Origin of the sequence: Streptomyces europaeiscabiei (assembly GCF_001550375.1) — a bacterium.
GTDB classification, from domain to species: Bacteria; Actinomycetota; Actinomycetes; order Streptomycetales; family Streptomycetaceae; genus Streptomyces; species Streptomyces europaeiscabiei.
On sequence record NZ_LRTR01000439.1, the window covers coordinates 1 to 12,796 of the forward strand.

Here is a 12,796-nt window from a genome sequence, read left to right on the forward strand (position 1 = left end):
GCCGAGCGGCTCCGCCGACCGGCCTGGTCAGGACGCCGCCGCGTGCGTGCGCGCGCCTAGGGTTTGCCCACCTCTGACGCGTAGGGCGGCTCCGCGCCCGCCCTGGAGCAGGTGATCGCCGCCGCGCGGGCGGCGAAGCGGAGCAAGCGGGTCCAGTCATCGGCGCCCAGGGCCGCGAGGGCCGTGTTCGAGAGGGCGGCCCGGGTCGACAGGCCGTGGAGAAGGGCCGCGTTGACCGTGTCACCGGCACCGATCGTGTCGACGACGTCGATCTTCTCGCCCGGAACGGAGTGCTCCGCGCCGGCGCGGGTGTGGACGGTCAGGCCGTCGCCGCCGCGGGTGACGACGACGGCGCAGGGGCCGGAGCCGAGCCACAGGCGTGGAGTGCCACCCAGCCACTCCGCGTCCTCCTCGGAGAGCTTGAGCAACGACACCGACGGCAGCCAGCTCTTGAAGCGGGCCCGGTAGGCGTCCGCGTCCGGGATCAGCCCCGACCGGATGTTGGGGTCGAGGGCGGTGAACACACCCTGGGCGGCGGTGGCGTGCAGCAACTTCTCGTACGCGCCGGCGCCGGGTTCCAGGACGAGTGAGCAGGTGCCGAAGGAGACGGCCCGGGTGCCGACGGGGAGGCGGGCCGGGGCTTCGAACAGGCGGTCGGCGCTGCCCTCGACGTAGAAGGAGTACCGGGCGGAGCCGCCCTCGCCGATCGAGGCAAGCGCGAGGGTCGTCGGCTCGGGGCCGCGCTGCACGGACGCCACGTCCACGTCCGCGTCACGCAGGCCGCTGAGCAGGGCCTCGCCGTAGGCGTCGTACGACACCCGCGAACAGAAGGCGGTGGGGGAGCCGAGACGGCCGAGCGCCACGGCCGTGTTGTAGGGGCCGCCGCCGCGTGCCGGCCGCAGATCCACGAGTGCGTCCGCACCCTGCGGGACCAGGTCGATCAGGGCTTCACCGGCGACGACGATCACGAAGAGGGTCCTTTCTCGGGGCTCTCGGCCGGAAAGTATCGCAAAGGGGGGCACCGCGACCGCCGGCCGCCTCAGCGCCTGCCCCGTACCTCCAGGCCGGTCACTCCCAGTCCCAGCCGATCCCCACGATTCCCGGCCGTACCCGTGGTTCGACGAGGTGGACCGAGCGGTGGAGGCCGCTCAGGGGGAGGGTCTGCCGGCCGCTGCGGGGGGCCGCGGCGGAGTGCTGGCTGAAGCGGTGGCAGCGCAGGGGCAGAGCCCGTTCGTCGAAGCGGACCTGGAGGGCGTACTGGCCCCCCGTGGAGCGGAAGCCGCGGACGTACTCGGTGCAGACACCGGCCGTGCCGTCGTCGAAGCCGTAGCGGAAGAGGAACGTGTCGCCGCTGCGCAGCCGGGTGTCGAAGAGGAGTTCGGCGACGAGGATGCCGGTCTCCTGGTCCCAGCGCACCCGCCCGGAGCGGCAGTTCTCCAGGGCGCGGACGGCCATCCGCTGAGGCGCGCAGCCCGGGTCGCCGTGATGGACGGCCACATAGCGGTCCACGCCGTCCCTGTGGGCGCGCACGATGTGCTGGGACTCGCGGCCCAGCAGCTCCCGGTACGGGCCGACGCGGACCCGCTCGTGGTGGCCGACGGTGTGGACACCGCCGTCGAGCGGCACGTCCAGTTCGGCGCGGAGCCGTTCCAGCACGCCGGAGGCCTCCACGACGGAGCGGTACGAGCGGCCGGCGGGGCGCTCCGGGCCGGGGTGCTCGTCGGCCCGGGCGAGCAGCCGGATCAGCGACTCGTCCGGGAGCTGGAGGATCTCCTCCAGGGCTCGCACGGCCCGCAGCGACTCGGGACGCTGCGGGCGCCGGGCTCCCTGTTGCCAGTAACTGAGGCTGGTGACACCGACCTTGACCCCGTAGCGCGACAGATGGTGCTGCACGCGTTGCAGTGGCAGGCCGCGGGCGGCGATCGCGGCGCGCAGCGCGACGTGGAAGGGGCCGCCCCGCAGGACCGACTCCAGCTCCGCCGTGGCGACGTCCGTGGCGACGTCCGTGGCGACGTCCGTGACCGCCGCGAGGTCCGCGTGCTCTGTGGCGTGCCGCATGCAGGGGGCCTTTCTGTAGAGGAGAGCGCGACGGGTGGTCGGACCGCACGGGCCGAGGGGGCGCCCGGTGGACGCTCGGGGCGCCAGGGGGCCTGGACGGCCGTCCGTCTTCACATCCGTACGACGGCGTTCCTTGCCCCGACTTCCCCGCATTGAAGCGTGTTGACCAAGTCCCGACAACACCTGAAGCGTGAGATGGCCGGACACCATCGGCAAGATCCTCAATGCGCCGCAGGCCCGTGATCAGGCCTCAGCAGGTCCCGCAGCGCCTGTCCCGAGAGCTTCGACTTGTGCAGAAATCCCCGGGCGGGACTGGCGGCGACGAGTTCTCGGATGTCGTCCAGCGGGTGCGTGGAGGTGAGGATGATGACGGACGCGGCGGTGCGCGCGAGCCTCGGCGCGAGCTCCAGGCCGCTCTCGCCGTCGAGGTCGATGTCCAGAAGGACGAGATCCGGGGCCAGTTCCGCGGCCCGTGCCAGCGCCTCCGCGCCCGTGAAGGCCACGCCGACGACGCGGATCCCGTCGCGCTCCAGCAGCGTACGGGCAGCCTCCAGGAACCGGGCACTGTCATCGACGATGAGACAGCGCATGGACATGCGCACAGCCTCCCAAGGTGGTCATGGGCGCACATTGCGGCTAGCGGGAAAAGGCCGGTGCCACCGTTTTCCCGTCAGCCGGAATGTGCTGGCGTCCCGTGCCGGATCAACGGGTTCCCTCTCACCCTGGGAATCGAACGCGACACGAGGAGTAGCATGTCGCCGCCGTGGGGGCCGTGCCGTCCGGTCGAGTGGGGGTGAGCCATGAACACGCAGCGCCGGGACCTCGGAGAACGTCCTGTGCGCCGTGCCCTGTTGTCGGGTGCGGCGGCCGCCGTGCTGCTCCTGGCCGGATGCGGTGGCCCTGAGGTGGACCGCCGGGCGGACGAGGAGGACAAGGCGGCGGGCGACACGACCTGCGACGGCAGGATCGAGGGCACCGCCCACATCACGATGTGGTCCCACGCGGGGCAGAGCGGTGAGCAGAGCACGCTGAAGAGCCAGGTCAAGGAGTTCAACAGGTCCCAGCGGCAGGTGCGGGTCGAACTGGTCACCCTGCCCGAGCAGCGCCCGTACACCGACCTCGTCCTGTCCGCGGCGGCCAGCGGCGACCTGCCCGACCTGCTCGACTTCGACGGCCCGAACCTCTACAGCTACGCCTGGTCCGGCACCCTCAAGCCGATCGACTCCTGCGTACCCGCCAAGACCCGGAAGGACCTGCTCCCCTCCATCCGTGAACAGGGCACGTACGACGACCGGTTGTGGGGCGTCGCCACGTTCGACTCCGGACTCGGCCTGTACGTACGGCCGTCGGTGCTCAGGGAGGCCGGGGTCCGGATGCCGAAGGGCGTCGACGACGCCTGGACCGCCGACGAGCTGACGGAGATCCTGCGCAAGCTCCGGGCGGAGGGCTACGAGGCGCCGCTCGACCTGAACTTCACCGACTCGAAGGCCGCCGACGAGTGGAACACCTACGCCTTCGCGCCGGCCGTGTGGTCGGCGGGCGGCGACCTCATCGACCCCGAGGAGTTCCGCACGGCCGACGGGTTCCTCAACAGTCCGCAGACCGTCGGGGCCCTCACCACCATGCAGAGCTGGGTGGAGGAGGGATATGTCGACAGGGACGAGGAGAAGGACAAGAGCGCGTTCGTGAAGGGCCGCAGCCCCATCTCCTGGATGGGGCACTGGAAGTACGGCGAGTTCAGCGAGGCCCACCCCGGTGACGTGGCGATCGTGCCGCTGCCCGACTTCGGCACGGGTACCGTCACCGGCATGGGTTCCTGGCAGTGGGGCATCCCCTCCGGGGGCACCGACGGCGACGCCGTGTGGCGTTTCCTGGAGTACCTGCTGCAGCCGGCGCAGGTGGCCAGGATGAGCGAGGCCAACGGCGCGATCCCGGCGACCGAGGGGGCCGTCAGGCTGTCCCCGCTGTTCGACGAGGACGGCGCGGAGCGGCTGTTCATCGAGCAGTTGAGGAGCGGTGCCGCCCGGCCCAGGCCGCAGACACCGGCGTACCCGGCGGTCACCGTCGCCTTCTCGCACGCGGTCGCCGACATCGTCTTCTCCGGGGCGCCCGCCGGGAAGACGCTGGACGACGCCGTCGAGGCCATCGACCAGGATCTCGCCGCCCACGACGGCTACCCGAAGGGCGGACCATGACCCGAGCCGCCGGGCCCCGGGGAAGCACTCGTGGAGTGCCCGGCCGGCTCAGTACGACGCCGACACACCGCCGTGCCCGGTCGGCGCTTCTGCTCTGCATGGCCCTGCTGCTCGGCGGCTGCGACGCGGGCGGGGACGGCGACGAGGACACCCGGCGGGGTTCCGACGCGACCTGTGACGGGCGGATCGACGCCCCCGCCCAGATCACGATGTGGTTCCACGAGCCGGCGGCGCGCGGTGAACTGGAGGCCGTGCAGGCCCAGGTACGGGCCTTCAACACCGCCCAGGACGACGTGACGGTCCGACTCGTCCGCCCTCCGAAGGGCGACTACGACGACCTGGTCCGCACGGCGGCCGCCGACGGCGAACTGCCCGACCTGCTCGACTTCGACGCCCCGAAGCTGTTCAGCCACGCCTGGGCCGGCGACCTGAGGCCGATCGACTCATGCGTCCCAAAGTCCCTGCGCGCGGACCTGCTCCCCTCCGTCCTCGAACAGGGCACCTACCGGGGCAGGCTGTGGGGCCTCGGCACGTTCGACTCCGGACTCGGCCTGTACGTGCGGCCGTCGGTGCTCAGGAAAGCGGGTGTGCGCATCCCGAAGGGTGTCGGCGACGCCTGGACCGCCGACGAGTTCACCGGCATCCTGGAGAAGCTGCGCACCCTGGGCCACGAGAGGCCGCTGGACCTCCAGATGCCGTGGGCCGGCGCCGAATGGGGAACGTACGGGTTCGCACCGGCCCTGTGGTCGGCGGGCGGCGACCTGATCGAACGCTCCACCTATCGAACGGCCGACGGAGTGCTCAACGGGCCGCGGTCGGTCGAGGCGCTGACGACGCTGCAGGGCTGGGCGAAGGCGGGATACGTGGACGCGAACAAGGACTCCGGTGCCTTCCAGAAAGGCAGAAGCCCGGTGTCCTGGACAGGCCACTGGTGGTACCGGCGTTACACGGAGGCCCACCCGGGCGACGTGGCGATCGTGCCGCTGCCCGACTTCGGCACGGGCAGTGCCACCGGCATGGGTTCCTGGCAGTGGGGCGTGCCTGCGGGGACGGCCGACGGCGACGCCGTGTGGCGCTTCCTGGCCTTCCTGCTGCGCCCCGAAGAAATCCTGCGGATGACCGACGTCAACGGCGGGATACCCGCGACCGGCACCGCGGTCGAACGCACCGACGCGTTCGCCGAGGGCGGCCCGGGGCGCCTCTACATAGAACAGCTGCGCAACGGGACCGCCCGCCCCCGGCCGCAGACCCCCGCCTACCCGGCGATCACCGAGGCCTTCTCCCGGGCCTTCACGAAGATCATGCGGGGAGAGGCCGTGCAGCCCGCCCTCGACGAGGCGGTGCGTGCCGTCGACAAGGACCTGGCGGACCACGGCCACTACCCCCCGACCGGACCGTGAGGCCCGGCCGTGCTCCGCCCACCGTCCCGCGGACGAGTCCCCGCCCCGCGCCCCGCCGTGGCGCGGGTCCGCCGCGGCGCCGCGACCGTGGACACCGTCCCCTTCCTGGCGCGGCTGCGTGTCGGTCCCAAGCTGATGCTGCTCGTCCTGCTGCCGGTCACGGTCCTGCTGTCCTTCACCGCGTTCGCCGCCATGACCCAGTGGGAGGAGGCGCGGACCCTGAGCGACTTCGACACCGCGATCGAGGTGTCGTTCGCGACCAGCGAGGTCGCGGGCGCCGTCGCACGCGAGCGGATCGCCGCGGTCGAGGCCCGGCTGAGCGCCGGACCGGACACCCTGCGCGGCCGCTCGGAGGCCCAGCGGATCACCGACCGCGCGCTGCGGCGGGCCTTCGGGGAGGCCGTCGACCGGCAGCCGGAGCCCGACGTCGCCGGGGTCCTCGACGCCGTACGCCGTCAACTGCACGCACTGCGCGTCCAGACGGGCACCGGCTCGCTGGACGCGCAGGCCGTGACCCGGCGGTACGAGGCGATAGAGAACAAGGTGCTCGACATGGTCGCCGTCCTCGAATCCGGGCGCCCGACCAGGGCCTCGGGCCGCGCGGCCGACGCCCACATGGCGATGCTGCGGGCCGTCGCCGCCACCGAGAGCGAACGGGCGGAACTCGCCATCCTCTTCCACACACCCGGCGACGGGCACACCACCGCCGCCGCGGGCCGCTGGACCGAACTGGAGAAGTCCCAGCTCAGAAGGTTCCAGCTGACCGCCTCGGACGAGCTGAAGGCCGAACTGCACACCGCGATCTTCCAGGTCCCCGGACGCGAGGTCCGCAGGGTCCGTGACCTGCTCGCCGACACCGACCCCCGGCCCGCCGACCGGCCCTCGTACGACGACTGGCTCAGGGACTCCGAGCACTACGTCGACGCCCTGCGCGGCATCCAGGACCGGGCCGCCCGTGAACTCGACGACACCGCCCACCGCGATCTGCGCGCCACACGGACCCAGGCCTTCACCGAACTGGGTGTCTGCCTCGCCGTCCTGGCCCTCGTCACCGTCCTCGCGCTGGCCCTGCGCCGTTCGATCACCCGCCCTCTCGGACAGGTCTCCGAGGGCGCTCGCGCGCTGTCGGACGGCGACCTCTCGTACGACATCCGCTACGCCGGACGCGACGAACTCGGCGAGGTCGCCGACACGTTCCGTGAACTGCGGGTCACCAGCGAACGGTTGGCCGGCGAGATCCGGGCCATGAACACGGCGATCGACGCGGGCCGGCTCGGACACCGGGCCGACGTCGACTCCTTCGCCGGCACCTGGGCCCAGCTGCTGGGCGGCATGAACGGCACCATGGCGTCCTTCGCCGCGGCCCACGGCCGGCGCCGACGGGCCGAACAGGAACTGGAAGGCATCTTCAACCTCTCCCTGGACCTGCTCTGCATCAGCGGCGTCGACGGCTACTTCAAACGCGTCAACCCGGCCTTCGAACGCACCCTGGGCTATCCGGTCGAGACACTGACCTCCCGGCCGCTCCTGGACTTCGTCCACATGGAGGACCGGGACGACACCCGCGAAGCCATCGCGCTGCTGGCGGGCGGCGCCGAGGTCGCCGAGTTCGTGAACCGGTACATCCGCGCCGACGGTGCCGAGCGCTGGCTGCAGTGGAGCGCCCGGTCGGTGCACGAGGAGGGCCTCATCTACGCCGCCGCCCGCGATGTCACCGACAGCCGCCGGGCCTCGCTCGAACAGACCGCGCTGCGCCGGGTCGCCACCGCGGTCGCGCGCGGCGTGCCGCCGTCCGACGTGTTCGGGAAGGTGGCCGAGGAGGTGGCGTCCTTGTTGGGTACGGCAGCGGCCGTACTGCGCTACGAGCCCGACAACAGCGTCAAGGCCCTGGGGATCGCACACGCGCGCGTGGGCGCGGTCGCCGAGGCCGCCCGTATGACACGCCGTGAGGCGGCCCGGAGGACCGTCGACGAGGTGGCCCGCACCCGGAGCGCCGCCCGGTCCGGCACCTCCGTGGGCGCCCCCATCGTCGTCGAGGGCCGGCTGTGGGGAGTCGTCGTGGCGGTCTCGCCCCTCGATCCGCTGCCCGAGGGCACCGAGTCCCGCCTCGCCGACTTCACCGAACTGATCGCCACCGCGATCGCCAACGCCGACAGCCGCGCCCAGCTGACCGCCTCACGCGCGCGCGTGGTCGCCGCCGGGGACGCCTCCCGGCGCCGCATCGAACGCGACCTGCACGACGGCGTCCAGCAACGCCTGGTCTCCCTGCAACTTGAGCTGCGGATGACGGAGACCCTGGTGGAGGACCGTTCCTCGGAACTCGCCCGCCAGCTGGACCACCTGGCCAGGGGCCTCGACGACACCTTCCAGGACCTGCTCCAGGTGGCCCGGGGCATCCACCCGTCCGTCCTCTCCCGGGGCGGCCTGGGGCCCGCCCTGCGCGCCCTGGCCCGCCGCTCCGGCGTCCCCGTGGAACTCGACCTCACCTTCACCGGTGCCCGCTTCCCGGAACAGGTCGAGGTGGCCGCGTACTACGTCACCTCCGAGAGCCTCACCAACGCCGTCAAGCACGCGCGCGCGAGCGTGGTGACCGTGGCGGCGGAGGAGCGCTCGGGCGTGCTGGAGCTGGTCATCCGTGACGACGGTGTCGGGGGAGCGGAACCCGACAAGGGGTCGGGACTGATCGGGCTCATCGACCGGGTGGAGGCCATCGGCGGCCGGTTGACGGTGGCCAGCCCGCCCGGGAGCGGTACGACGCTGAGTGTGCGCCTGCCGCTGACACCACCCGAAGCGGCCGTCCTGCCGCGTGCATGACCGCCCGAAGCGTACGCGGGCGAGGCCCGTTCAAAGGGGGGAGTCCGGGACTCGGTACGGGCGTACGTTTCGGGCGGTCGAATCGGACGGCGGAGACGGCCGTCCGGCTCCTGGGCAGGCGAATGTCTCGCCGTCTCTCGTCAGAGGCGCCGGTCCACCCGCGGCTGCACTTCTGCGAGCATGGCGGGCAAACGTTCAGGTGTCTTCACGGCCCGCCCCCAACTAGGCTTCCGGCTAGCCGTAAGACCGTGTTCAGGCAGGCTGTCGGGACGAACAGGACAGGTCGGGCAAGGGGGAGACCGAGACCATGGATGCCGATCAGCATCCGCTGCGCGGGCGGGTGGTGCTCGCGGACGACGACGTGCTCCTGCGGGAGGGGCTGGCGAGCCTCTGCGAGCGCGTCGGCTACGAGGTCGTGGGGCAGGCGGGCGACGCCGGCGGGCTCATGGACCTCGTCGAGACGGAACTTCCGGACATCGCGATCGTCGACATCCGGATGCCGCCGACCCAGTCCACGGAGGGGTTGAAGGCCGCCGGCGCCATCCGGGAGCGGTATCCGGCGGTGGGCATCCTGGTCCTCTCGGCGTTCGTCGAGGTCGAGGACGCCTTGGAGCTGCTGGCCGGGGGGCGCAGCATCGGCTATCTGCTCAAGAGCCGGATCACCGTCGTGGACGAGTTCCTGGAGACCCTCGACCGCATCCGCCGGGGTGGTTCGGTGATCGATCCGTCGCTGGTGCAGGAGCTGGTGGCCGCGCAGCGTCGTGACGATCCGCTGTCGATGCTCAGCAATCGGGAGCGGGAGGTTCTCGGCCTGATGGCCGAGGGGCGCTCCAATGCGGGGATCGGCCGTCGGCTGTGGGTCACCGAGGGGACGGTCGAGAAGCATGTGCGGAGCATCCTGGGGAAGCTGCGGTTGCCCGAGGAGCCGGATGACCACCGTCGGGTCCTGGCCGTGCTGACGTTCCTGGAGACGCGCTGAGGGCACGGCCGTGGACGCCGTCCGGCGGGTGGGGGTCGTGTGCCGGCTGCCCTTGTCCACAGGCGCCCCGTGATGTCAGCGGGCGCCAGTAGGGTGTGGAGCATGGCCGATCCCTCCAGCTACCGCCCCAGTCCGGGGCAGATTCCGGACTCTCCCGGGGTGTACAAGTTCCGCGACGAGCACCGCCGGGTGATCTACGTCGGGAAGGCGAAGAGCCTGCGTCAGCGCCTGGCCAACTACTTCCAGGACCTGACCGGCCTCCACCCGCGCACCCGCACGATGGTCACCACGGCCGCCTCCGTGGAGTGGACCGTGGTGTCCACGGAGGTCGAGGCGCTGCAGCTGGAGTACTCCTGGATCAAGGAGTTCGACCCCCGGTTCAACGTCAAGTACCGCGACGACAAGAGCTATCCGTACCTCGCGGTCACGATGAACGAGCAGTACCCGCGCGTGCAGGTGATGCGGGGTCACAAGAAGAAGGGCGTCCGGTATTTCGGGCCGTACGCGCACGCGTGGGCGATCCGGGACACGGTCGACCTGCTGCTGCGCGTCTTTCCCGTGCGCACCTGCTCGGCCGGGGTCTTCAAGAACGCGGCCCGTACCGGCCGGCCCTGTCTGCTCGGCTACATCGGGAAGTGCTCGGCCCCCTGCGTCGAGCGGATCTCCGCCGAGGACCACCGCGAACTGGCCGACGAGTTCAGCGACTTCATGGCGGGGCGCACGGGCACGTACATCCGTCGTCTGGAGAAGCGGATGACGGACGCGGCCGAGGAGATGGAGTACGAGCGGGCCGCCCGCCTGCGGGACGACATCGAGGCCCTGAAGAAGGCCATGGAGAAGAACGCGGTCGTGCTCGCCGACGCGACCGACGCCGACCTGATCGCCCTCGCCGAGGACGAGCTGGAGGCGGCCGTCCAGATCTTCCACGTACGCGGCGGACGTGTGCGCGGCCAGCGCGGCTGGGTCACCGACAAGGTCGAGGCCGTCACCACCGGTGACCTCGTCGAACACGCGCTCCAGCAGCTGTACGGCGAGGAGACCGGCGACTCCGTGCCCAAGGAGGTCCTCGTCCCGGCGCTGCCCGACCCCGTCGGGCCCGTCCAGGAGTGGCTCACCGAGCGCCGCGGGGCCAATGTCTCCCTGCGCATCCCGCAGCGCGGCGACAAGAAGTCGCTCATGGAGACCGTCGCGCGCAACGCCCAGCAGTCGCTCGTCCTGCACAAGACCAAGCGCGCCTCCGACCTCACGACCCGCTCCCGCGCGCTGGAGGAGATCGCCGAGGCCCTCGACCTGGACAGCGCCCCCCTGCGGATCGAGTGCTACGACATCTCCCACCTCCAGGGCGACGACGTCGTGGCCTCCATGGTCGTCTTCGAGGACGGGCTGGCCCGCAAGAGCGAGTACCGCCGCTTCCAGATCAAGGGGTTCGAGGGACAGGACGACGTCCGTTCCATGCACGAGGTGATCAGCCGGCGCTTCAAGCGTTACCTCGCGGAGAAGGAGCGGACCGGCGAGTGGGTGGAGGACGACTCCGCCGCCTCCGGCGACTCCGGCGACGGCCTCGGCGACTCCGGTGACGGCCTCGGCGGCCCCGCAGACGGTCTCAAGGACGACGACGGCCGTCCCAAGCGGTTCGCCTACCCGCCTCAGCTCGTCGTCGTCGACGGCGGGCAGCCGCAGGTGGCCGCCGCGCGGCGGGCGCTCGACGAGATGGGCATCGACGACATCGCCGTGTGCGGCCTCGCCAAGCGCCTGGAGGAGGTCTGGGTGCCGGGCGACGAAGACCCGGTGGTCCTGCCCCGCAGCAGCGAGGGCCTCTACCTGCTCCAGCGCGTCCGCGACGAGGCCCACCGCTTCGCCATCACCTACCAGCGAGCCAAACGCGCCAAGCGCTTCCGGGCGAGCCCCTTGGACGACGTGCCCGGCCTCGGGGAGGCTCGCAAGCAGGCCCTGCTGAAACACTTCGGCTCGCTGAAGAAACTGCGTTCGGCGACGATCGACCAGATCTGCGAGGTTCCCGGCATAGGCCGCAAGACGGCCGAGACGATCGCCGCGGCCCTCGCCCAGGCGGCTCCGGCCGCTCCCGCCGTGAACACGGCCACTGGAGAGATCATGGAGGAAGAGGAGCCCGGTACGACGGCGGACCCCTCTGGGGAGCCCGTGGCCGCGGGCGCCCCGGACCGGCGGCGAGGGCAGGAGACATGACCGAGCACGACGAGCGCCGAGACCTCCCGGAGCAGCCAGAACTCCCGGAGCTCTCAGAGCGTCCAGAAGAACAGCACCACGAGCACTCAGCGGAGCGCGGGGAAGCCCACAGCGCGGTGGGCGACGATACCCCGCAGCACCCAGCGCCACAGGAAGACGGAGCACACGTGAGTACGGGCATCGAAACAGCCGGGGTCCCCGAGGCGGCCATCCCCGAGCTGGTCATCATCTCCGGCATGTCCGGCGCCGGACGGTCGACGGCCGCCAAGTGTCTGGAGGACCTCGGCTGGTTCGTCGTCGACAACCTGCCGCCCGCGCTGATCCCCACCATGGTGGAGCTCGGCGCCCGCTCCCAGGGGAACGTGGCCAGGATCGCGGTCGTCGTCGACGTCCGCGGCCGCCGCTTCTTCGACAACCTCCGCGACTCCCTCGCCGACCTGGCGACCAAGCACGTCACCCGGCGCATCGTCTTCCTGGAGTCCTCCGACGACGCCCTGGTGCGCCGCTTCGAGTCGGTCCGCCGCCCGCACCCCCTCCAGGGCGACGGCCGCATCACCGACGGCATCGCCGCCGAGCGGGAACTGCTGCGCGAGCTGCGCGGCGACGCCGACCTGGTCATCGACACCTCCAGCCTGAACGTGCACGAGCTGCGCGCCAAGATGGACGCCCAGTTCGCCGGCGACGAGGAGCCCGAGCTGCGGGCCACCGTCATGTCCTTCGGCTTCAAGTACGGCCTCCCGGTCGACGCCGACCTGGTCGTGGACATGCGCTTCCTGCCCAACCCGCACTGGGTCCCGGAGCTGCGCCCGTACACCGGCCTCAACGAGGAGGTCTCCGCGTACGTCTTCAACCAGCCCGGCGCCAAGGAGTTCCTCGACCGCTACACCGAGCTGCTCCAGATGATCGCCGCCGGCTACCGCCGCGAGGGCAAGCGGTACGTGACCATCGCGGTCGGCTGCACGGGCGGCAAGCACCGCTCGGTCGCCACCTCCGAGAAGCTCGCCGCCCGCCTCGCCTCCCAGGGCGTCGAGACCGTGGTCGTGCACCGGGACATGGGGCGCGAGTGACCGGACGTGCTGCTCTGCGGTTGGGCAGACTGCGCCGCGTCACCCCCGAGGGTCGCGCGGGCCAGCCCGCCGAGGCCC

The 12,796-nt window shown here is 71.6% G+C and carries 9 protein-coding genes; 6 read left to right on the plus strand and 3 right to left on the minus strand.

The genetic code is table 11. The features are described 5' to 3' along the window. Positions 1-56 precede the first annotated feature (56 nt). The 3 genes from AWZ10_RS21305 to AWZ10_RS21315 all read right to left on the minus strand — a co-directional run bounded on the left by AWZ10_RS21305 (position 57) and on the right by AWZ10_RS21315 (position 2,654). Positions 57-968, minus strand: coding sequence for a carbohydrate kinase family protein (locus tag AWZ10_RS21305; protein ID WP_060891826.1), 912 nt, complete (start codon positions 966-968; stop codon positions 57-59). A gap of 100 nt (positions 969-1,068) precedes the next feature. Then, positions 1,069-2,058: a hypothetical protein gene (locus AWZ10_RS21310; protein ID WP_046705416.1), complete on the minus strand. Its 990-nt coding sequence runs from the start codon at positions 2,056-2,058 to the stop codon at positions 1,069-1,071. Between the two features lie 221 nt (positions 2,059-2,279). Beyond that, positions 2,280-2,654, minus strand: coding sequence for a response regulator (locus AWZ10_RS21315; RefSeq protein ID WP_046705417.1), 375 nt, complete (start codon positions 2,652-2,654; stop codon positions 2,280-2,282). A 204-nt stretch (positions 2,655-2,858) separates the two neighbouring features. On the opposite strand from AWZ10_RS21315, the gene AWZ10_RS21320 reads away from it, so the two are divergent. From AWZ10_RS21320 to rapZ, 6 genes are all read left to right on the plus strand, one after another. Beyond that, positions 2,859-4,253: an ABC transporter substrate-binding protein gene (locus AWZ10_RS21320; protein ID WP_046705418.1), complete on the plus strand. Its 1,395-nt coding sequence runs from the start codon at positions 2,859-2,861 to the stop codon at positions 4,251-4,253. Then, positions 4,250-5,653 carry an ABC transporter substrate-binding protein gene (locus AWZ10_RS21325; protein WP_078935386.1) on the plus strand — a complete coding sequence of 468 codons (1,404 nt, stop codon included), beginning with the start codon at positions 4,250-4,252 and terminating at the stop codon, positions 5,651-5,653. The genes AWZ10_RS21320 and AWZ10_RS21325 overlap by 4 nt, the downstream gene beginning before the upstream one ends. A 135-nt stretch (positions 5,654-5,788) precedes the next feature. Next, positions 5,789-8,467, plus strand: coding sequence for a nitrate- and nitrite sensing domain-containing protein (locus tag AWZ10_RS21330; RefSeq protein WP_079104422.1), 2,679 nt, complete (start codon positions 5,789-5,791; stop codon positions 8,465-8,467). 307 nt (positions 8,468-8,774) lie between these two features. Next, complete coding sequence (locus AWZ10_RS21335; RefSeq protein ID WP_046705420.1) at positions 8,775-9,446, plus strand: response regulator transcription factor; 672 nt, start codon at positions 8,775-8,777, stop codon at positions 9,444-9,446. Positions 9,447-9,548: 102 nt separating this feature from the next. Continuing rightward, the gene (gene uvrC, locus AWZ10_RS21340) at positions 9,549-11,651 is read left to right on the plus strand and encodes an excinuclease ABC subunit UvrC (RefSeq protein WP_060891828.1); all 2,103 of its coding nucleotides are present in this window, start codon (positions 9,549-9,551) and stop codon (positions 11,649-11,651) included. Further along, a complete protein-coding gene (gene rapZ, locus AWZ10_RS21345; RefSeq protein ID WP_079104421.1) occupies positions 11,648-12,718 on the plus strand; it encodes an RNase adapter RapZ in 1,071 nt (356 codons plus the stop codon). The genes uvrC and rapZ overlap by 4 nt, the downstream gene beginning before the upstream one ends. The last annotated feature ends 78 nt before the right edge of the window (positions 12,719-12,796 follow it).

Coding starts and splice junctions, on each gene's coding strand:
- AWZ10_RS21310 (WP_046705416.1), bottom strand. CDS start 2,058: ATGCGGCACGCCACAGAGCACGCGGACCTCGCGGCGGTCACGGACGTC.
- AWZ10_RS21315 (WP_046705417.1), bottom strand. CDS start 2,654: ATGTCCATGCGCTGTCTCATCGTCGATGACAGTGCCCGGTTCCTGGAG.
- AWZ10_RS21320 (WP_046705418.1), top strand. CDS start 2,859: ATGAACACGCAGCGCCGGGACCTCGGAGAACGTCCTGTGCGCCGTGCC.
- AWZ10_RS21325 (WP_078935386.1), top strand. CDS start 4,250: ATGACCCGAGCCGCCGGGCCCCGGGGAAGCACTCGTGGAGTGCCCGGC.
- AWZ10_RS21330 (WP_079104422.1), top strand. CDS start 5,789: ATGCTGCTCGTCCTGCTGCCGGTCACGGTCCTGCTGTCCTTCACCGCG.
- AWZ10_RS21335 (WP_046705420.1), top strand. CDS start 8,775: ATGGATGCCGATCAGCATCCGCTGCGCGGGCGGGTGGTGCTCGCGGAC.
- uvrC (WP_060891828.1), top strand. CDS start 9,549: ATGGCCGATCCCTCCAGCTACCGCCCCAGTCCGGGGCAGATTCCGGAC.
- rapZ (WP_079104421.1), top strand. CDS start 11,648: ATGACCGAGCACGACGAGCGCCGAGACCTCCCGGAGCAGCCAGAACTC.